Source organism: Candidatus Desulfofervidus auxilii (assembly GCA_030262725.1).
In the GTDB taxonomy this organism is placed as follows: domain Bacteria; phylum Desulfobacterota; class Desulfofervidia; order Desulfofervidales; family Desulfofervidaceae; genus JAJSZS01.
Genome location: JAJSZS010000013.1, coordinates 12,210 through 33,642, shown reverse-complemented (window position 1 = coordinate 33,642; position 21,433 = coordinate 12,210). Strand labels below are relative to the sequence as shown.

General features: G+C 31.3%; 20 protein-coding genes. 8 read left to right on the top strand and 12 right to left on the bottom strand.

What is annotated here, in order from left to right:
* The first annotated feature begins 2 nt into the window (after positions 1-2).
* Together LWW95_07940 and polX are read left to right on the top strand one after the other, a co-directional pair.
* Positions 3-902, top strand: coding sequence for a sugar phosphate isomerase/epimerase (locus tag LWW95_07940; GenBank protein MDL1956957.1), 900 nt, complete (start codon positions 3-5; stop codon positions 900-902).
* Positions 902-2,611 carry a DNA polymerase/3'-5' exonuclease PolX gene (gene polX / locus LWW95_07935; GenBank protein ID MDL1956956.1) on the top strand — a complete coding sequence of 570 codons (1,710 nt, stop codon included), beginning with the start codon at positions 902-904 and terminating at the stop codon, positions 2,609-2,611. Before LWW95_07940 ends, polX begins: the two co-directional genes overlap by 1 nt.
* Here polX and metE read toward each other — a convergent pair.
* From metE to LWW95_07920, 3 genes are read right to left on the bottom strand one after another with little or no spacing between them, the layout of a single operon-like run.
* Positions 2,608-4,839, bottom strand: coding sequence for a 5-methyltetrahydropteroyltriglutamate--homocysteine S-methyltransferase (gene metE / locus LWW95_07930; protein ID MDL1956955.1), 2,232 nt, complete (start codon positions 4,837-4,839; stop codon positions 2,608-2,610). The two genes, polX and metE, sit on opposite strands and share 4 nt — an antisense overlap.
* Before the next feature lie 9 nt (positions 4,840-4,848).
* Positions 4,849-5,928, bottom strand: coding sequence for a nitronate monooxygenase family protein (locus LWW95_07925; protein MDL1956954.1), 1,080 nt, complete (start codon positions 5,926-5,928; stop codon positions 4,849-4,851).
* Between the two features lie 47 nt (positions 5,929-5,975).
* Positions 5,976-6,986 carry a M48 family metallopeptidase gene (locus LWW95_07920; protein MDL1956953.1) on the bottom strand — a complete coding sequence of 337 codons (1,011 nt, stop codon included), beginning with the start codon at positions 6,984-6,986 and terminating at the stop codon, positions 5,976-5,978.
* A 93-nt stretch (positions 6,987-7,079) separates the two neighbouring features.
* Between LWW95_07920 and LWW95_07915 the strand changes: the two genes are divergently transcribed.
* Genes LWW95_07915 through LWW95_07905 form a run of 3 tightly spaced genes read left to right on the top strand, consistent with a single transcriptional unit; the run spans position 7,080 to position 9,847 of the window.
* Positions 7,080-8,345 carry a DUF1015 domain-containing protein gene (locus tag LWW95_07915; protein ID MDL1956952.1) on the top strand — a complete coding sequence of 422 codons (1,266 nt, stop codon included), beginning with the start codon at positions 7,080-7,082 and terminating at the stop codon, positions 8,343-8,345.
* Positions 8,346-9,083, top strand: coding sequence for a tRNA1(Val) (adenine(37)-N6)-methyltransferase (locus LWW95_07910; protein ID MDL1956951.1), 738 nt, complete (start codon positions 8,346-8,348; stop codon positions 9,081-9,083). It begins immediately after the preceding gene.
* On the top strand, positions 9,080-9,847 hold the full coding sequence (locus LWW95_07905; GenBank protein ID MDL1956950.1) for a PAC2 family protein: 768 nt from the start codon (positions 9,080-9,082) through the stop codon (positions 9,845-9,847). Before LWW95_07910 ends, LWW95_07905 begins: the two co-directional genes overlap by 4 nt.
* On the opposite strand, the gene LWW95_07900 is transcribed toward LWW95_07905, so the two are convergent.
* Both LWW95_07900 and LWW95_07895 read right to left on the bottom strand, forming a co-directional pair.
* Positions 9,841-10,731 carry a metal-dependent hydrolase gene (locus LWW95_07900; GenBank protein ID MDL1956949.1) on the bottom strand — a complete coding sequence of 297 codons (891 nt, stop codon included), beginning with the start codon at positions 10,729-10,731 and terminating at the stop codon, positions 9,841-9,843. The genes LWW95_07905 and LWW95_07900 overlap by 7 nt on opposite strands.
* A gap of 1 nt (position 10,732) precedes the next feature.
* The gene (locus tag LWW95_07895) at positions 10,733-11,752 is read right to left on the bottom strand and encodes a hypothetical protein (GenBank protein ID MDL1956948.1); all 1,020 of its coding nucleotides are present in this window, start codon (positions 11,750-11,752) and stop codon (positions 10,733-10,735) included.
* Positions 11,753-11,806: 54 nt separating this feature from the next.
* Between LWW95_07895 and LWW95_07890 the strand changes: the two genes are divergently transcribed.
* Genes LWW95_07890 through nadC form a run of 3 tightly spaced genes read left to right on the top strand, consistent with a single transcriptional unit; the run spans position 11,807 to position 14,390 of the window.
* Positions 11,807-12,628: an aspartate dehydrogenase gene (locus tag LWW95_07890; protein MDL1956947.1), complete on the top strand. Its 822-nt coding sequence runs from the start codon at positions 11,807-11,809 to the stop codon at positions 12,626-12,628.
* Positions 12,625-13,536, top strand: a complete 912-nt coding sequence (gene nadA / locus LWW95_07885; GenBank protein MDL1956946.1) for a quinolinate synthase NadA — start codon at positions 12,625-12,627, stop codon at positions 13,534-13,536. The genes LWW95_07890 and nadA overlap by 4 nt, the downstream gene beginning before the upstream one ends.
* Positions 13,536-14,390 carry a carboxylating nicotinate-nucleotide diphosphorylase gene (gene nadC, locus LWW95_07880; GenBank protein MDL1956945.1) on the top strand — a complete coding sequence of 285 codons (855 nt, stop codon included), beginning with the start codon at positions 13,536-13,538 and terminating at the stop codon, positions 14,388-14,390. Before nadA ends, nadC begins: the two co-directional genes overlap by 1 nt.
* Here the strand turns inward: nadC and LWW95_07875 are convergent.
* The 7 genes from LWW95_07875 to LWW95_07845 all read right to left on the bottom strand — a co-directional run bounded on the left by LWW95_07875 (position 14,380) and on the right by LWW95_07845 (position 21,392).
* Positions 14,380-15,300, bottom strand: coding sequence for a branched-chain amino acid transaminase (locus LWW95_07875; protein ID MDL1956944.1), 921 nt, complete (start codon positions 15,298-15,300; stop codon positions 14,380-14,382). The two genes, nadC and LWW95_07875, sit on opposite strands and share 11 nt — an antisense overlap.
* Positions 15,293-16,333, bottom strand: coding sequence for an S-methyl-5-thioribose-1-phosphate isomerase (gene mtnA, locus LWW95_07870; protein ID MDL1956943.1), 1,041 nt, complete (start codon positions 16,331-16,333; stop codon positions 15,293-15,295). The genes LWW95_07875 and mtnA overlap by 8 nt, the downstream gene beginning before the upstream one ends.
* A gap of 62 nt (positions 16,334-16,395) precedes the next feature.
* Entirely contained in the window at positions 16,396-17,442 is a 1,047-nt protein-coding gene (locus LWW95_07865; protein ID MDL1956942.1) for a histone deacetylase, read from the bottom strand.
* Complete coding sequence (locus LWW95_07860) at positions 17,417-18,547, bottom strand: penicillin-binding protein activator (GenBank protein MDL1956941.1); 1,131 nt, start codon at positions 18,545-18,547, stop codon at positions 17,417-17,419. Before LWW95_07860 ends, LWW95_07865 begins: the two co-directional genes overlap by 26 nt.
* The gene (gene grpE, locus LWW95_07855) at positions 18,544-19,062 is read right to left on the bottom strand and encodes a nucleotide exchange factor GrpE (protein ID MDL1956940.1); all 519 of its coding nucleotides are present in this window, start codon (positions 19,060-19,062) and stop codon (positions 18,544-18,546) included. The genes LWW95_07860 and grpE overlap by 4 nt, the downstream gene beginning before the upstream one ends.
* Before the next feature lie 12 nt (positions 19,063-19,074).
* On the bottom strand, positions 19,075-20,112 hold the full coding sequence (gene hrcA, locus LWW95_07850) for a heat-inducible transcriptional repressor HrcA (protein ID MDL1956939.1): 1,038 nt from the start codon (positions 20,110-20,112) through the stop codon (positions 19,075-19,077).
* A 56-nt stretch (positions 20,113-20,168) separates the two neighbouring features.
* Positions 20,169-21,392 carry a glycosyl transferase gene (locus LWW95_07845; protein MDL1956938.1) on the bottom strand — a complete coding sequence of 408 codons (1,224 nt, stop codon included), beginning with the start codon at positions 21,390-21,392 and terminating at the stop codon, positions 20,169-20,171.
* Positions 21,393-21,433 lie beyond the last annotated feature (41 nt).

The following is a 21,433-nucleotide window of genomic DNA, read 5'->3' as shown; positions in this document are numbered from 1 at the left end:
TTATGATTGGTATATCAACAGTATGGCGATCAAAAATTATTGAAAATGGCAAAGAGCTTTTAAAGGCATTATCATCATTACCATTTTCTGCTCTTGAGCTTGATTTTCGTATTTCAGAAAGTGCTTTTAAAGAGATAAAAAAGCAGCTTAAAAAGAACTGGCAAGTCTTAAGTATTCATAATTATTTTCCAAGACCTGACTCTATTCCTCTATCAAAAGCTTCAGGGGATATGTTTTTACTTACACATCTAGACAAAGAAGAAAGACTTTTAGCTATAAAAGCTACTATTAAAAGCATAGAAATTGCTAGTGATTTAGAAGCTCAGGCAGTAGTAATTCATTTAGGTAAAATAGAGATGGAGAATGAGTTTGATAAGTGGAAAGAACTTTTTATCTCAGGTCAGCTTGACGAAAATTTTGTTGAAGAGAGGAAAAAAGAACGTGAAAAAAAAGCAAAAAAATATTTAGATGCCGCCCTTTTAAGTTTAGATAAATTATTGCCTAGAGCTGAAAAGTTAGGAGTAAAATTGGGGATTGAAAATCGTTATTATTTTCATGAAATTCCAAGTTATGAAGAAGTTGGAGTTATTTTAAAGACATTTGAAGGTGCCCCTATTGGATACTGGCATGATGTAGGTCATGCTGAGGTCTTATCTCGTTTAAAAGTTTGTCCACATGAAAAATGGCTTTCAAGTTATAATAAATATTTAATAGGCACTCATATCCATGATGTAAATGATCAATTAGAAGACCATTTTGCCCCTAATAAAGGCACAATAGACTTTGATAAAATAATTCCCTATTTAAAAAATGCTCCCATAAAAATTTTTGAAGTCCAACCAAAGTCCACAGCTGAAGAAATTATTGCAGGCTTTGATTATTTAAAAGAAAAGGGATTATAATGCGAAATCAAGATATAGCTAAGATTTTTTATGAAATTGCCGATATGTATGAAATAAAAGGAGAAAATCCATTTCGAGTAAGGGCTTATCGTAGGGCTGCTCAAAATATTGAAAATTTGGCAGAAGATATTGAGAAAGTTATTAAAGATAGAAAAAAAATTCCTGGAATTGGTCAAGACTTAATGCAAAAAATTAAAGAAATTCTTAAAAAAGGTACTTGTAAGACATATGAAGAATTAAAAAAAGAAATTCCACCAAGCCTTTTAGAGCTTCTAGCTATTCCTGGTGTTGGGCCAAGAACAGCTAAATTGATTTATGATCATTTTAAGGTAACTTCTTTAGATGAGTTAGAAAGGTTATGTCTAGAGCATAAAATTCAAAGTTTACCTGGTGTACGAGTAAAAACAGAAGAGAACATTTTAAAAGGTATTCAATTAGTGAGAAAAGGAAGGGAGAGAAGACCGCTTGGTTTAATTTTGCCTTTAGCTGAAGAGATTATAGAAATTTTAAAAAAGCGCTGTCCAATAGATAGGATTGATGTTGCTGGTAGTGTTAGGAGGAGAAAAGAGACAGTAAAAGATATTGATATACTTGTTTGTTCTTCAAATCCCTGGCAGGTGATGGAAGAATTTGTAAATCTTCCTTTTGCTTCAGAAATAATTGCACATGGAATAACAAAATCAAGCATTCGTACTCAAGATGGTTTGCAAATAGATTTGAGGGTAGTGGAAAAGGAATGTTATGGAGCAGCTCTTTGTTATTTTACTGGTTCAAAAGAACATAATATTCGGATTCGGGAGTTAGCTATAAAAAAGGGATTAAAAATTAACGAATATGGAATTTTTGAGGGAGAAAAAAGAATTGGTGGGAAGGAAGAAGAGGAGGTATTTAGGGCAGTAGATTTACCTTATATTCCACCTGAATTAAGAGAAGATAGAGGAGAAATAGAAGCAGCAATGGAAGGTAAGTTACCAAAATTGGTGGAGATGGAAGAAATAAAAGGAGATCTTCATGTGCATTCTAAATATAGTGATGGAACAGCTACATTGGGAGAGATTGCTGAAAAAGCAAGAAAAATGGGACTTGAATGGATAGCCATCTGTGATCATTCTCAGAGTTTAAAAGTGGCTAAAGGTGTTTCTATAGAAGATTTGAGAAGAAAGAGAAAAGAGATAGATGAATTTAATAGAAAAAGTGATGTAAAGCTTTTATGTGGTACAGAAGTGGATATTTTAAATGATGGTTCCTTAGATTATCCAAATGAAATCTTAAAAGAGATGGATTTTGTTGTGGCAGCTATTCATACAGGTTTTAAACAAGATAAAGCAACTTTGACTAAGAGGATCATTAAAGCAATGGAAAATCCTTATGTACATAGTATTGCTCATCCTACAGGAAGGGTAATAGGAGAAAGGGATCCTTATCCCCTTGATATAGAAAAAGTTTTTGAAAAAGCTGTTGCTACAGGCACTTGTTTGGAAATCAACGCTTATTATAAAAGATTAGATTTAAATGATGTGCTTTCTCATGCTGCTAAAAATAAGGGAATAAAGGTTACTATTGGCACAGATGCCCATCTTTTAGACCAAATAGAATTTTTGCGTTTAGGTGTTTTTGTTGCGCGCAGAGGTTGGTTAGAAAAGAAAGATATATTGAATACATTAACTTATAAAGAATTAATAAAATTTTTAAAGAGAAATAAAAATTAAATTTGAAATTCTTTCCTAAATTCATTTGCTACTTCAATCATATTTTTTAATGAAGGTATAACTTCTTCCCATTGTCTTGTTTTTAAACCACAATCAGGATTTATCCAAAGCTGTTCTGGTCTTAATACCTTTAAACATCTTTTTAAAATTTCTCTAATTTCTTCTTTTTTTGGAATACGAGGACTATGAATATCATATACGCCAAGACCAATACCTTTTTCATAATGATAATCTTCAAATGTACTAATAATATCACCTTTACTTCGACTACATTCAATGGAGATAACATCTGCATCCATATCATCTATAGCAAAAATAATGTCCTGGAATTCTGAATAACACATATGAGTATGAATTTGTGTTTCTGGTTTGACTGGTGCATTTGTCAAACGAAATGCCTTTACTGCCCATTCTAAATATGCTTTTCTTTTTTCTTCCTTTAGTGGTAAACCTTCTCTAAATGCAGGCTCATCAATTTGAATAATTTTAATGCCTGCTTTCTCTAAATCTAATACTTCATCCCTTAAGGCTAATGCAATTTGGTAAGCTACTTCCTCTCTAGGTATGTCCTCTCTTACATATGACCAATTTAAAATTGTCACTGGGCCTGTTAACATTCCCTTTACTGGTTTTTTCGTTAAACTTTGAGCATAAGCAATTTCATCTACTGTCATTGCTTTAGGTCTACTTATATCTGCATAAATAATAGGGGGTCTAACACATCTTGAGCCATATGATTGCACCCAACCATGTTTTGTTACGATAAAACCTGTCATCTTTTGAGCAAAATATTCTACCATATCACTCCTTTCAAATTCTCCATGTACAAGTACATCTAATCCAAGCCCTTCTTGCACACCAATGCAAAAGGCTATTTTTTCTTTAATAAATTGTTTATATTCATTTTCATTAATTTCCCCTCGATTAAACATTGCTCGCATCTTTCTTATATCTTTTGTTTGAGGAAAACTGCCAATAGTAGTAGTGGGGAATAAAGGTAGATTTAATATCTTTTTTTGATATTTTCTTCTTTCTTTATAAGGTAAAGAACGTTTAAAATCTTCTTCTTTTAAATTAGCAATCCTTTCTTTTACTTCCTTTAAAGGATGTACTTCTGGACTACCAGTATAAGTGCCTTCAGGCAATTTTCCTTCTTTTAAAGCCTTTTTTAAAATCGCTACTTCTTGTAATCTTTCTTTGGCAAAGGCTAAAATATTTTTTATTTCAGGTGCAAGTTGTGTTTCTAATTCAATAGAAACAGGCAGATGAAGCAAACTGCAACTTGGTTGAACAAAAATTGCACTTGGTTTTGCTTTTTCTATAATTTCATTGGCTAAATAAAATGCTTTTTCCAAATTTGTACGCCAGACATTTCTGCCATTAATAATACCTAATCCTAAAACTTTGTCTTTTGGGAAGCCATATTTTTTTAAATTATTTAAATTATCATCTGAACGAACAAAATCTAAACCAATCCCTTTAACAGGCAAATTAACTAGTTCTTCATAAGCGCTTATACCTTCAAAATAAGTTTGAAGCATTATATTTATTTCAATATCTTTAAATTGATTATAAATATCTTTAACCATTTGAATTTCTTCTTTTGAGATATTCAATACTAAAGCAGGTTCATCAATTTGTACCCATTTTATTTTTAATTCATTCAATTGTTTTAAAATTTCTTTATAAACTTCAATTAATTTAGATAAAATTGAAAATTTATTTTTACCTTTACTTAATCTTAAAAAAGTATATGGGCCAACCAATACAGGTTTTGCTTCAATACCAATTGATTGTGCTTTTTTACAAAGGGATAAAAAATAATTTTCTAAAAGTTTTGGTTCTGTATCTATCTCTGGCACAAGATAATGATAATTTGTATCAAACCATTTTGTCATTTCTAAAGGAGGAATATCTTTTTCTCCCCTAGCCATGCTAAAATACATATCTAAATCATTTTTTATCCCATTTTTACGAAATCTCTTCGGAATAAGACCAAGCATTACAGTCATATCTAACATATGGTCATAAAGAGAAAAATCTCCTACAGGGATAAAATCAATACCTGCCTCTTTTTGTATCTGCCAATTTTGCAATTGAATCTGTATAGCGGTTTTAAGTAAAGATTCTTTATCTATCTTTTTTTGCCAAAAATCTTCTAAGGCTTTTTTTAATTCTCGTTTTGGTCCTATGCGAGGATAACCTAGATTACTGCTAAAAATCTCCACTTTTTCCTCCTAAGCTTTTTTCAAGTCTTCCAGAAGTTCTTTAATCAATGTTTTTACTTTGGTTATCTTTTTTGAACGATATGCATTACTTCCAGCAAATGCAAAGCCTTCTTCTAAATTACCTTTTTGAGCATTTATAAGAGCAATAGAGATACAATAAGGAGCTTTTTTAGGTACACATGTTTTAATGCAATGATAAGCACATTTAAAAGGAATTTTTTCTCCTTTTTCAACTGCTTCTAAAAACTTGTTTTTTATTGCCCGTCCAGGTAGTCCAACTGGGCTTTTAATAAAAATAATATCCTCTTTTTTTGCTCGCAAATATTCTTTTTTAAATGCTTCTGATGCATCACATTCTTCTGTAACCACAAAGCGAGTAGCCATTTGCACTCCACTTGCCCCAAGGTAGAGAAATCTGGCAATGTCTTCACTAGTATAGACTCCTCCAGCTACAATTATAGGAATAGGTCTTCCTGCTAATTTTACATAAGGATCTATAGCTTCTAATGTTTCCTTTAACAATTGTTCAAGTCGAAATTTATTTTTTATTAAATCTTCTAAAGAAAAACCAAGATGACCACCAGCTTTTGGCCCTTCTAAAACAAAAGCATCAGGCAAATAATTATAACTTTTTAGCCATTTTTTACAAAGTAAAACAGCAGCCCTTGCAGAAGAAATGATAGGCACTAAGGCTGTTTTGCTATATGGATATCTTTGTTTTAAACGAGGGAGAGAAAGAGGTAGTCCAGCTCCAGAAAAAATAATATCTGCACCATTTTCTAAGGCTGTTATTACTAAATCTTCATAATCAGTAAGCGCTACCATAATATTTACACCAATTATACCACCAGGAGCCAATTTTTTAGCTAAAAGAATTTCCTTCTTTAAGGCAATCTGATTAGCCATTTGAGGTGCTTTTTTAAAATTGGATTCACGAAATCCAATACATGCAGCAGCAATTACTCCTATACCACCATTATTTGCAACAGCAGCTGCTAAAGAATGAAGGGAAATGCCTACTCCCATTCCTCCTTGTATAATGGGAATTTCTGCTTCATGAACACCAATTTTTAATTTTGGGATAAGCATCTTTTAAACCAACCCGCCATTTTAGCAAAAATCAAAGTTAAATCAAGTCAGTGTTCTCTAATAATTTGCTGCCAAGTTTTTCCTTCCTTTATCCAATTAACTACTTTTTTAAGGTAAGCTCTTCTTTCGGCATCATATGGATGAGTAGCAAAGAAATTTTCAAGTAGAGATCTAGGAGCAGAACTACCTAATGTAATAAATGCTTTGCTTGCCAATTCAATGTCATAGCCACTTAAATATGTGAAATAAAGACCAAAAAAATCTGCTTCCCTTTCCTGATCTCTACTATATTTTGCCATAACACCAGCATATACAATATTTGCTAAATCTGAAATCCCAGTAGCTATGGCAATTCCAGTAGCCAAAATTCCAGTAATTAAATTTACTCCTACCCTTTTCTTTAAATGACCTCTTAAAATATGAGCTATCTCATGACTTATAACAAATGCAAGTTGGTTATCATCAGGCAAGAAATGACAAATACCTCGATGAATCACAATGAAATATCCATTTTTTCCCTTAGAGGCATAAGCATTTATTTCTTTTGACATAGAAACAAAAAAATGTATCCATATAGGAAATGCTATAGCTTTTATTTTTATTTCTTTGCCATTTACTAAATAAGTAAAAGTATGTTTTTCTTTATCAAAATTGAATTTTTTTGCAAAACTCCATGGTTTTATAAGTACTTCTGCTGGCATAGAAGGTAATGGAAGGAGTATATAACCATCTTTTGGCAGCATTTTACCTGTAATTACTTCTAATGCTTTATGGTCAACCTTATTTAATTTTTTTAATTCAATGTGTCTTATGCCATCATCCCAGAATGGCTTTTTTGAAGGAAATATTATTTTTCCTTTTAGTGATTCTTCAGCAGATATACTTTTTAAAATTTTATAAAAAATATTTGATACTCGTCTTAAATCATTATACCAACCTTTCCATTCTTCAACAGCAATTTCTACTTCTGCTTCAAATTTTTCCTCTGAAGTTACAGGTATTTTGACTGTTGTACAGGCAAAAACAAAACAGATAAAAAACAGAATGATTTTTTTCATATTCTTTAATTTAAAACTTTTTTCTAAATAAGCCAATATTCTCTTGCACAGACAAAAACAATATGATAATTAGCCCTCGTTTTGGAAATGAGTATGGTTGAGATTAAGCCTTTTAAAGGTATTATTTATAATCAAAAACGTGTAAAATTAGAAAAGGTAGTAAGTCCACCTTATGATGTTATTTCTGAAGAAGAAAGACAGCAATTAGCTAAACGTAGCCCTTACAATATAGTACATTTGATTTTAGGAAAAGGAAAAAATTGGCCTGAAGAAGCAGGTAAACGTTTTGAACAATGGTTAAAAGAAGAAATTTTTGTTTTAGAGTTAGATGAGGCTATTTATTTTTATACAATGGAATATGATTTAAAAGGAGAAAAAAGAACTCAACAGGGTTTTATAGCAAGGGTAAAGATTGAACCTTTTGAAAAAAAAATAATTTTACCTCACGAAAAGACATTTACAAAAGTAGTTGCTGAACGTTTACGTCTATTAAAAGCTACTAAGGCTAATCTAAGCCAAATATATGGTATTTATGATGATAAAGAAGATAAAATCATTTCAATTTTATCTAAAGTAGTACAAGATATATCTCCTTTCATCAAAATCAAATTTGATAATGTCACTCATTGCCTTTTTAGAGTTACAGATAAAAATGTTTTTAAAATATTGCAGGACTTAATGTATGAAAAAAAGATTGTTATTGCTGATGGACATCATCGTTATCGCACTGCTTTAGCTTATAAAGAAGAAATGCAAAAAAAATTTCCTGATATAGATGCTCCTTTTAATTATGTCTGTATGTATTTAAGCAGTTTTCGTCAAATAACTATTTTGCCTATTCATCGATTGATTCCTACAGAGGTTTTACTTGATTTTTCTTTAAAAAACTTTTTTAAAAAATTAGAGCAATATTTTGAGTTGAAAGTGTATAAGAAAGAAAAAATTTTTTGGAAAAAATTAAGAGAAAATAAGATTAAAACAGTTATTGGTTTGTATATTCAAGATATACCTGATAATTTTTTTCTTCTTAAATTAAAAAAACAAGATTGGACAAGAAGTTTATCAGAGACGTTAAAAAAAATAGATACAATAGTATTAAATCAATTAATTTTGAAAAAAATGTTTAAATTTTCAGAAACTCAATTAAATCAAGAAGATTTTATTTATTATATTAGCGATGACCAAATGGCCATTTCTCTTGTAAGAGAAGGAAAATATAAAATGGCTTTCTTATTAAATCCCCTATCACCTGAGAATCTAAAGGACGTAGTACTTGCTTCTTGTCTATTGCCTCGAAAATCTACATATTTTTATCCTAAAATTCTTACGGGCTTAGTAATAAATAGTTTAAGAATTTAAATGAAAGAAGATTATACTTTAGATATATTTTTTAATGGAAAATTAAAAGTCTATCAAAAGAAAAAAGGGTATCGTTTTGCTATTGATGCATTTATTATAGCAAATTTTGTCCAATTGAAAAAAGGACAAATTGTGGTTGAGTTAGGTACAGGATGCGGGATTATTGCTTTACTTTTAGCTTTAAAATATCCAGAAGTAAAAAAAATTATTGCTATAGAAATACAACCTTCTCTTGCTCTATTAGCTCGAAAAAATGTAAGTTTAAATAGATTTGATAATTTAATTGAAGTTATGGAAATAGATATGAAAAAATTACCTCAAATTTTTCCAGCTGCAAGCTGTGATGTGGTAGTTAGCAATCCTCCATATTATTCATTAAAAAAAGGTCGTATAAGTCCTGAAATAGAAAAGGCTATCGCTCGTCATGAGATAAAAGCTTCATTAGAAGATATTGTAAAAATAGGGCAATTTGTGTTAAAAGAAAAAGGGAAAATATATCTTATTTATCCGGCTTCCAGGTGTCAACATTTATTTATTACCCTGCGAAGCCACGGTTTGGAGCCAAAATGTTTGCGTTTTGTTCATCCTTATGTAAGTGAAGAGGCAAATTTTGTAATGGTTGAGGCTATGAAAGGGGGGAAAGAAGGATTAAAAGTTAAATTTCCCTTGATTATTTATGAAAGACATGGAAAGTATACACCTGAAGTAGCCGAATATTATAAAAAGGAGGGAAAATGAGACTAACAATAGAAATTTTAAGGAATGATTTTCAAACTCCTATCCTTCTTGCCTGTTGGCCAGGGATGGGATATGTAGCATTGAGTGTGGCTAAATATCTTAAAACACATCTTTCTGCAGAAAAGGTAGCTTTCATTCCACCAGATGAGCTTTTTCAGCTTCCTGGTATTTCTATTAAAGGAGGATTGATTGAACCTGTTTTTATTCCAAAAAATGAATTTTATTTTTGGCAATCAGGAGATAAATCTTTACTTATTTTTATCAGTGAATCACAACCAGTACCTGGTAAAGAATATCTTTTAGCTAATACTGTACTTGATTTTGCTCAATCGCATGGTGTTAAACAAGTTTTTACTGCAGCAGCTATGCCTGTAGAAATGAGTCATAAAGATGTTCCTGGAGTATGGGCAGTAGGATCTGATGAAAAGATAATTCAAAGACTCACAAAACAAGAAATTAGATTAATGCAAAGAGGTTCTATTAGTGGTATGAATGGTTCGCTTTTAGGTGTTGCTCGAGAAAGGGGATTTAAAGCTATCTGTCTTTTAGGTGAAATTCCTTTTTATACTGTGCAAATAGAAAATCCAAAAGCAACAAAGGCTGTGATTGAAGTTTTTGCTGTATTAACAGGTATATTTGTAGAAACAACTGAATTGGATGAATTAGGTCGTTATATGGAGAAGGAAGTAGATGAATATTTAAAAATTGCTCAAGAAAAAGGGCAATCTGTAATTCCACCTAAAGGGCCAGAAACACTTCATTGAGCTTTAAATAAAAATGTTTCTTTTGTTTTCTTATCAAAAATAATGCGAACAGTAAGGATGTGATATTTTGGATGAAAAAAACGAAGATCTTTTAAATAAAAAATTTTTTCTGAACTATCCACAATAGGGAAAATAGCCCACTCTAAAAATAACTTGGAGAGTGGTAAATTTTTTAAAAAAGCAATTTCTTCTGAGGTTTTTAAAAAATGTTTTTTAAAATAAAGTTTATTTTTTAAAAAATTAAAATAGAAATATTTGTATTCTTTTTCTAATTCCACAATTACCTTCCATTCAAATGGATTAAAAGGTGTAGGTAAAGCCATTATTTTGATATTTTTAGGATAAATAGAGTGAAAATGATTAGCTACTTTATAATTGAGATAACTACGAAAAAGAAAAAAATTTATCATAAAAAGTAATACAATTAATGAAATCTTCTTTTCAGAGAAAAGATTTAACTTTTCAATAAAAAATGAAATAAGAAGAATAATAAGCAATGGAATATCAATTACACAGACCCAATTAAAAGCATACCATCTCCCAAAAGGATAAAATAATTTGATTCCATAAGGCACTATCAAATCAAGAAGAAGATGACTGAAAATTCCAATTGATATAAGGGAAAAATAAGTAAAAAATTTACCTTTTTTATCCCAAAATTTTATAATTATAGCAAGCAAAAATGCAAAGAAAGGAGTAGTTATAAGGGAATGAGTAAAAGTACGATGATATTGTAAATAATAAACTTTTTTAAAAAGAATCACAATATGATCAATATCTGGGAAAATGGCACCAATAAGCACAGCTATAGTAGGATATTTTATTTTAAATTTTAAAAATCTTGATAAATGATAGCCAGTAAGAAGATGTGTTATGGGTTCCATTTTAAGTCAAATTAGCTAATGCTTCATAAAAACACCAAAATGGATCAGAAGAAATTGGTGTATAACTTAGTTGTTTTAATCTAAATCTAAAATATATACCAAGTAACATTGGCCCTTTATCTGTTATTATTTCTTCTCTTTTTTCTGACTGAGTTAAAAAAGAAACTTGTGTACCACTAAAAAGTTGAAATAGACCATCCCGCCAGGCAGGATGATAGCCTTTTGGATAATAAAGTCTGATCTCCCACCAACTATAAGGTCGATCTTTATCTGAAAGTAAAGATATGAAAAAAACTCGATATTTTGGGATTAATTTAACAATAGTTTCTGAGTTTACAGTTTCTCCTTTCCCATAAACCCCTAACCCCTTTATCCATCGAATATCTTTTTTAAGGGTTGTTATAGCTAATTTTAGAGTTGGCCCATTTGGATGGGTAGTTTCATCAAAGAAAAGAACAATAGTTTCAGGTACTTCAGAGAAAATGAATTTTAAAAATAATTTAAAATACTCAATATCTTTTGCACCTAAGCTAGAACGAATAAATTTATCAATAAAAGGTACTACAAGCCCTAATTTGCCTTTTTTAAGAAAAATTTTATTTGTCTTTAAAATAGCTATTAATAGCGGAAAATAATTTAAAAGACGATATTTTTCCTGTAAATACCGATTTTTTAAATAAAAATTCCATTTTTTATCTTCAACCATTCTTTTGAGCCAAATTTGAGTAAGAATTTCTGTGTTTTTTTTAAGTTTTTCTTTAAATTGTTTTAAAAAATACCATACCTTATTTTGCCATAAAGGATAAATTTCCTTTAATTGAAAATTAAAATCAGGAATACCCCAGCCAGAAGGAGCACCTAAAGTAGCATTGTGTAAAGTAAGGACTGGACGTCCACTAAACATACTTACTTCTTCTGCTAGTTTACGAGCAAGAATTAATTCTTGAGCATTTTTTTGTATGAGTTTCTCAAAATAAGAAAGATCTAAGTCTGGATAGGTAGGCCAAAAGATAAGTTTCACGCTTGCATTATAATGTGAAAAGGTCTAAAATGGCAACACTTTTTGGTTGAAATTATGTTGAAAGTAGGATTGATTGGATGTGGAGCAATTGGGGCAGTTATTGCGCAGGCGATAGAAACACGCCTGGCAGAAAGATATATTTTAAAAGCTGTGTTTGATCTTTCTATTGAAAAGGCAAAGGTATTGGTAAAACGTCTAAAGATATCACCTTTTATTGCTTCAGACTTTTTAAATTTTATGAAAGAAGATTTAGATTTGGTTATTGAAGCTGCTTCTCAAGAGGCAGTTGTAGCTTATGCAGAAAAAATCTTAAAAGCAAATCGTGATTTAATGATTATGAGTGTGGGAGCTTTATTAAAAAACGATTTATTTGAAAAATTGAGTAAGGTGGCTTATAGATATAAACGTCATATTTATCTTCCATCAGGGGCAGTAGCTGGTATTGATGCTTTAAAAGCAGCAGCTTTGGCAGGTCTTAAAGAAGTAGTTCTTACTACAAGAAAACCACCTTTAGGTTTAAAAGGAGCTCCATATATAAAAGAAAAAGGAATTAAACTTGAAGATATTTCTACACCAACACTTATTTATGAAGGGCCAGCAGAGGAGGCTGTAAAATATTTTCCAGCTAATGTTAATGTAGCAGCAATTGTAAGTTTGGTGGGACTTGGGAAAATAAAAACAAAAGTAAGAATTATTGTTGATCCAAATCTACATACAAATCAACATGAAATTAAAGCAAAAGGGATTTTTGGGGAATTGACATGTTTAACAGATAACGTTCCCTGTCCTGATAATCCTAAAACAAGCTATTTAGCTGCTCTTTCAGCTATTAAAACATTAGAAAAAATTAGTGAGGAAATAGTAATAGGAACATGAAATCTTTACAAAAAGAGATTCTTTCCCTTAAAAGACAAAAAAATGCTATTATTTTAGCTCATAATTATCAAAGACCAGAAATTCAAGATATTGCTGATTTTATTGGCGATAGTATTGAGCTCTGTCGTCATGCTCAAAAGACTAAAGCTAGGATGATTGTTTTTTGCGGTGTAGATTTTATGGCTCAATCTGCTGTTATCCTCAATCCTGAAAAGAAAGTAGTAATTCCAACAAGAGGTGCCCTCTGTCCAATGGCTCAAATGTTACCTCCTGATTATTTAGCTATTTGGCAAAAAGAATATCCTAATGTGCCAGTAGTACTTTATGTTAATACTTTAGGAGAAAGTAAGGCTCTTTGTGATATTTGTTGTACTTCTGCTAATGCTGTTAAGGTAGTGAAGAATTTATCAACTTCTAAAATACTTTTTGGTCCAGATAGTCATCTTGCTGCTTATGTTGCTAGAGAGACAAAAAAAGAGATAATTCCTGTACCTCCAAATGGTTATTGTCCAGTACATGTGTTATTTGAAGCAGAAGACATATTAAAATTAAAAAATAATTATCCTCAAGCTTTATTAATGGTACATCCTGAATGCCCTATGGAAGTGATTAAAATTGCTGACTTTGTGGGAAGTACTTCTCAAATGTGTCATTTTGCTCAAAAAACAGAGGCAAAATTATTTCTTGTTGCTACAGAAATAGGTCTTATTTATCGTTTGAAAAAAGAAAATCCTAAAAAGGAATTTATACCTGCCAATCCAGAAGCCATTTGTACAGCTATGAAAGCTATTACTTTAGAGAAAGTTTATCTTGCTTTAAAAGAAGAGAGGTATGTAGTAACTTTGTCTAAAGAGATAATTGAAAAAGCGCAAGAAGCTTTAGAAAAGATGGTAAAAATAAGCAGTTAATGTATTTACCAGAAACACTTCTTAAACAAAAATTATTAGATTTCCTTAAATCAGATTTAGCATGGGGAGATATTACTACTGACCTTCTTATTCCACCAGAAAAACAAACAGAGGCGTTTATTCTTATAAAAGAACCTGCAATACTTGCTGGTTTATATGAGTCAATCATCCTTTTTTCTGCTTTAGGTATCAAAACAGAATCTCCTTATCAAGATGGTGAAAAAATAAAAGAAAATACAAAAATCCTTTTTTTAAAGGGAAAAGCAAGAGATATATTAATAGTAGAAAGGACAGCATTAAATATTCTTATGCGTATGACATCTATTGCCACTCAAACTTACAAACTTCAAGAAAAAATAAAAAACATTGGTTCAAGAAGTAAAGTTGCGGCTACTCGTAAAACCCTTCCTGGATGGGGATATTTTGATAAAAAAGCTGTGGCTATAGGAGGTGGTGATACACATCGATTTAATCTGTCAGATTTAGTCTTGATAAAAGATAACCATCTTATTTTATTTGGTAATCTTATTAATGCTATAAAGAAAGTGAAAGAAAAAATAAGTTTTACTAAAAAAATTGAAGTGGAAGTATGTACGCCAGAAGAAGCCCTTTTTGCTGCACAGGCAGGAGCAGATATAATAATGCTTGATAATTTTTCACCTTCAGAAGTGAAAAAAACGATAGAGAAATTAGAACAAAAAGGATTGAGGGGAAAAGTTATTTTGGAAGTTTCTGGTGGGATTAATTTTGAAAATATTTTAGATTATGCCATTTATAATCCAGATATTATTAGTTGTGGTGCTTTAACTCATTCAGTAAAAGCTATAGATATGAGTTTAAAAATTATTCTATAAAATCTAACCAATAATGATATTTCCCTACCTTTCCCCTTACTACTTCAAAATAAAGAGATTGTAATTTTTTTGTTATAGGTCCTGGAGTTCCTGTGCCAATCTGTCTATCATCTACTTCCTTAATAGGAGTTATTTCAGCTGCTGTACCACAAAAGAAAGCTTCATCTGCAATATAAAGTTCATCTCTAGTAAAACGTTCTTCTTTTACTTCATATCCTAAATCTTTAGCTAAAATAATAATGCTATTGCGTGTAATTCCAGAAAGTGCAGAAGTTAAAGGTGGGGTTTTTATTATTCCATCTCGAATAATAAAAATATTTTCACCAGTAGCCTCACATACATATCCCTCTGTATCAAGCATAATAGCTTCATCATAACCTGCTTGAGTTACTTCCATTTTAGCTAAAATAGAATTAACATAATTTCCTACTGTTTTTGTTTTTGTCATCATAGCATTAACATGATGGCGAGTAAATGAAGAAACTTTTGTACGGATACCTTCTTTAAGTCCTTCTTTTCCTAAATAAGCACCCCATTGCCAAGTAATAATGCTTACTCGAATGGGGTTATTTTTTGGATATAATCCCATTGACCCTTCTCCAATAAAAACAATTGGTCGAATATAAGCTTCATTTTGTTCATTAGCCTTTAAGGTTTCTATAACAGCTTGGTAAATTTCTTTTTGTGTAAAGGGGATTTTAATCATCATACTATGAGCAGAATCAAATAGACGGCGTATATGGTCTTTTAGACGAAATACAGCTGAACGTCCATCCACACACTTATAACATCGAATACCTTCAAATACTCCTAAACCATAATGGAGAGTATGAGTCAAAACATGAACTTGTGCTTTATCCCAAGGGATTAATTTGCCATCCATCCAGATGTAATTTGCCTTCTCAACCATCATGACCTCCCATTTTAAATTTCTCTGCATAAGGTGGAGTAAAAATACCCTTTTCTGTAATTATTCCTGTAATATATTCCCATGGTGTAACATCAAAAGCATAATAGATGGCATTAACACCTTTTGGACAGATACACCTTTTTCCAATATAAGTTACTTCTTTCCCCTTACGTTCTTCTATTGGAATATAACTTCCATCAGGAATACCTAAATCAATTGTAGAAAATGGTGCAGCTACATAAAAAGGAATATGATGTTGTTTAGCCAAGACAGCTAAAGTATAAGTACCAATTTTATTGGCAGTATCTCCATTTGCAGCAATTCTATCTGCTCCTACTATTATTAAGTCAATTCTGCCCTGCTTCATTAAATAACCGGCTGTATTATCAGTAATTACCGTAACAGGGATACCTTCTTCCTTTAATTCCCAAGCTGTGAGTCTTGCTCCTTGCAAATAAGGGCGGGTTTCATCTGCAAATACTTCAAATTTAATTCCTGTTTCCCAAGCTGCCCTTATTACACCTAAGGCTGTACCATAACCTCCAGTAGCTAATGCTCCTGCATTGCAATGAGTAAGTACTTTCATATAGGGTTTTATTAGTGATTTTCCATATTTTCCAATCTTTTTATTAGTTGAGATATCTTCTTCTAAAATAGTTTGAGCTTCCTCTACTAGCTTTTTTTTAAGTGCTGTTAAATCTAATCTTTTATGATATTTATTAAATACAGATTTCATACGTTCAATTGCCCAAAAGAGATTGCGCGCCGTTGGTCTTGTTTTTGCCATCATTTCACAAATAGTTAAAAATCTTTTTTTAATCTTGCGATTTGACTTAAAGTAAAATACTCCCAAGGCAATGCCCATTGCTGCAGCAATACCAATAGCTGGTGCTCCACGAATAGCCATATTGCGAATAGCTGCTGCTACTTGGGAAGGTGTAGTACATTTTAAATAAACTATTTTTTCTGGTAAAAGTCGCTGGTCTAAAATAAATACTTGCCCTTCTTCCCACCAAATAGGTTTAACTATCAAGACCTTCTCCAAAAAATTTTGATTATTGAAACTTAAATTTTATCTTATTGTCAAGAGAGAATTCATTCAAACTTCCACCAACTTCGGTGTTGATTTAAAATACGAGTAATTTCTAGATTAGGTTTATAATGAGAGAGATTAGGTAACTTTATTTCCTGTCCTAAAAGGACTTTAATTACTGCTTCTACAGATTTTGCCAAACCTTCTAAATGATATCCGCCTTCTAAAAAGAAAACAAGATGATTTTCGCATAATTCAGCTGCTATTTTTCTTAATATTTGTGCCATAGCAGCAAATCCATTTACTGATACTTTCATACCTCCTAATGGATCATCCACATATGGGTCAAAACCAGCAGAAACAAGAATTAATTGAGGTTTATATTTTTGAGCAATAGGATAAAGTAAGTTTATAAATAAATAAATGTAATCTTCATCTCCATATCCTGGACTTAAAGGTACATTTACTGTAAATCCTTTACCTTCACCTTCTCCTATTTCTTCTATTCTACCTGTCATTGGATAATGAGGATACTGATGGATAGAAAAATAAAGTACACTTGATGAATCATAAAATGCATGTTGTGTGCCGTTTCCATGATGAACATCCCAATCTACAATTAAAATTTTTTGTACTAAATTATTTTTCAAAGCATAAGCAGCAGTAATAGCAATATTATTAAAAAGACAAAATCCCATTGCCCTTCTTCTTTCTGCATGATGTCCAGGTGGTCTTATTAATGCAAATCCATTATGGATTTTCCCTTCATATATAGCTTCTATTAAGCTCAATCCTCCTCCTACTGCTAGACGTGCTATTTCATAAGATTGAGGTGAGGTTATTGTGTCTGGATCAAGAGTAGTTTCTTTTCCAGCAGTGCCAGCAATAAAATCTATATATTCTGGAGCATGAATTAAAGCAATTTCTTCTTTTAGAGCAAAACGAGGTGTAATTTCTTCAAAAAGGTTTTTAATTTCGCTTTTCTCTAAATGAGTATAAATACTTTTTAATCTTTGAGGTGATTCTGGATGCCATATACCTGGATTATGGTCAAAATAACGTTTATCTTTAACAATACCTGTTTTAATAGACGAGGTTAACGATGCCATTGCTAATCTCCATAATATAAATTTTTTTCTTTACTTCCCCATTAGAAAGAAAACTTGTTAGACCTGTAACTCCAGGAAAATTTTGAATTGCTTCATAAGCGTTTTCAAGATGTAAATTTTTAAGACTTTTTAAATAAACCAAAATCCTTCCAACTTCATAGCCTTGAGCAGAGAGATAATTAGGAAAAATTTTATATGTTTTTCTAAATTCAGCGATAAACTCTTGTACCCATGGTTGTCTAGCTTGTAAGGTAAAACCAGTAGGAAAATAAGCAGCTTGACAATTTCCCTTTATCATTTGAGCAAATTTTGGATGTCCCCAAAGGGTAGTACCCAAAAATATTAAATCTCTAACATTATAATAGGCAAATTGTGAAATAATAAAAGCTGAATTTAAATAAATATCAGGAATAAAAACCGCTTCAAAGGGAAGTTTTGGTGGTTTTTCTAATAAAGTTTCTGGTTTTGCTTCAGCTATTTCCTTCCCAATCAATTTTTTTATTTGAGGACCAAAGTCGGTTGTCCCAGGCAAATATGTTATTATTGCCTTTATTTCTCCACCTTTTTTTTCTACTTCCTCTTTAAATAATCTTGAAAATTTCTGTCCATAGGTATCTTTTGGGCAGAATATAACAAAAGTTGAAAGACCAAGTTCAGCCATAACAAAATTTAAAAGATTTTCTATTTGAATTTTAGGAGTAATGAAATCACGATATATACCATCACCTAAAGGGAGATTTTCCTCACTTGAAAGTATAATAAGCGGAATTCCCAATGTTCTTGCTTTAATAACTGCTGGTAGGGTTGTTTTTTTCCCTAAAAGCGCTATAACCATTTCATAGTCATCTTTTGCTATTTTTTCCAAAGCTTGTGTAACTGCCATTGGGTTTCCTTCAGTATCATAAATTGATAAAATAAAATTAGAATCCTTTTTAAATATTTCCAAACCAAGCAAAAGCCCTTTTAAAGTATCCTGAGCAATAATTTTTTTTTCACCATTTAAAGGTAAAAGACAGGCTAAATGATACTTTGTTCTAAAATTAAAAAAATCAAAACCAAATGAGAAAACAAGGAAAAATAAGATTATTTTAGGGAAAATCCTCATTGAGTTTTGCCTTTAGCTACCACTACTAGCGCTGGGCGCAATAATCTATCATGTAAAAGATAACCTTTTTGATATACTTCTATAATTGAACCTTCTTCTACATCCTCTTTTTCTTCTACTCGAATAACCTCATGAAAGTTTGGATCAAATTTTTGCCCTTTTGCTTCTATAGGTTTTACACCAAATTTTTCGAGACATTGATTAAGCATTTTTAAAGTAAGCTTTACTCCTTCTAAAAGTCCTTTTAAATCATTAGAAGACTGTCCATGGTTTACAGCTCTTTCCAAGTTATCTAAAATAGGCAATATTTCTTTAATTAATTGTTCATTAGCAAACTTAAAATAATCTGAACGTTCTTTTTCCGCACGCTTACGGAAATTATCAAGCTCTGCTAATGCCCTAAGCCATTCCTCACGATATTTAGCAGCTTCTTTTGTTTTATCTTCTAATTCTTTTTTTATTTTATCAATTTCTTCTACTTTCTGTTCTTTTTCTTTTTTTTCTTCCTCACTCATAGTTATCCCTCTTTATTGAGTTTGTGCTAATACTTCACTTAAAACTTGAGCCATATATTCAACAAGTGGAATAACAATACTATAATCCATACGCATAGGTCCAATAACTGCAACTGTTCCCATAACAGTTTCTCCACTCCAATAAGGTGAAGCAACTATGCTACAATCTTTTAATTCTTTGCTTGCAATCTCAGAGCCAACAAAAACTTGCAATTTAGCGCCTTGCATAACACGTTCAAGTAAACGAGCAATAAGACTTTTTTCTTCAAATGCAGCTAACAGTGTTTTCATAACTTCTACATCAGTAAATTCAGGATATTTAAGTATATTAGCAGTTCCTTCAATATAAATCTTTTCCTTTTCTGGCTGAAGAACTCTTTGACTCAATTGAATAACTCTTTTCCAAATAACATCAAATTTTTCTTTGTCTTTTTTCATTTCTTCAATTAACTTTGCTCTTGCTTCCCCTAAAGTCAAACCAGCATAAAAAGTGTTAAGATAATTAGCAAATCGGTCTAAATCTTGTTGACGTATAGATGAAGGTGCAGAAATGATTCTATGATAGACCACCCCTGTTGCACCAACAATAATAGCAAGGATAGCATTTTCATTTAATTTTACAAATTCAATATATTTTAAAATAATGCGAGAAAATTTAGGTGCTGCTACTATCCCTGTTTGTTGAGAATAGGAAGAAAGAAGTCGAGAACTTTCAGTTAATACCTTTTCTAAATCATAGGTTGCCTCTTGTAAACTTTGTCTGATTTTTAATCTACATTCCTGAGAAAGTGGTCTTTTTTCTAAAAGAGTATCAATATAAAATCTCCATCCTTTTTCTGTAGGTACTCTACCAGCAGAGGTATATGGCTGATAAAATAACCCCATTTCTTCTAAATCAGCCATAATGTTTCTAATAGTAGCTGGACTCATAGGCAAACGATATCGTTTCCAAATCACACGTGAACCTACAGGTTCACCTGTTTGAATATACATATTTACTACTGCGCCTAAAACCTGTTTTGCTCGTTCAGATAATATTAAACTCACCATTTTAGCACTCTCTTAAGAAGAGTGCTAAATTTTTTTAACCATCTAAGTGATTATTGTCAAGTATCCCATTTTTCCAAAAGATATTGTTTAGTTTTCTCAAATATCTCACACTCATATTCTGTGAATTCTTCTGCTTCCTGAATAGACATACGTTGTGTTTTCTTTACATAAGAAAGCATTTTCCCAAAATATAAAGGAATAAGAGATTCAATAAGAATTTTTCTATCTCTTGTTTTTTTATAGCCAACAGCAAAATCATAAAGAATTTTTGCCCAAAGTTCTGTTGGAAAATCAAAAAATTCAAAATTTAATGTTTTGATTTCCCATAATTTATTTAAATGAGACTGATTCAAAAATTTTTCCCAAATTTTGTTATACTCTTCAAATCCTTTTAAAAATCTTTGATAAAGAATTTCTTGATCAACATTTACTGGTGGGGGAAGTTCTATTTCTCCTAGACCAAAACCAAAGATAGCAGTAGGTTTGCTCCATTTTACTTTTTTCCAATTTTCAGCAAATATTTCCATAAGGTCAAAGATAGTAATCATTATTTGAGAAAATATTAAAGCTGGATCTCGTGGTGGAGTTTGAACGTGGTGTATTTTCGGACGTCCCATAAAGGATTGACAAATAGTGGTGCCTGTATTAACAGCAATAGTTACCATCCAAATATCTATTCCAAATTGTCCAACCATCTCATTCCAATAATCGGTCTGAGCATAGACTTTGGCCAATCTACCTGAAAATCCAAAATCACCACCTACAGGTTGTCGTATGCGGCGACCATAAAGAGCTCGTGAAAGGGGATAGGCAATGATATTAGCAATCATATTGTCATATTTGTGACGTACATAAAGAGGCGAAACAAAACCAAAATTTTCAAATAATGGTTGACAAAGATTTCGGATCCATTTAGGTGTAACACTTGTTAAATTTGCATCTAAAGTGACAATTGCTTTTGCTTCCATTTCACATGCTTTATAAAACAGCATTCGCAAGGCATTTCCTTTCCCAGTAACATTCAAAGGTGTGGAAAGATAAATTTTTGGAATATCACCTGTGGGTGTATTTAAAAACACTTCTTTAGTGCCATCTGTAGAATTGGCATCACAATTTATAATAACCGAGGAATAGTTCGAAAAATATTGTTTTAATCCTTCAGCAGCTTGTTTTACAGGAATAGCAATAGTCTCAGCTTCATTAAGAGAAGGAATGCTTATAATAATATCAGCTTTTTTTATTTTATATGGATTGATTTCTGTACCAATAATTTCTTCCATATTTGGAAATTATAAGGGTATGTTAAAATGAAATCAAGAAA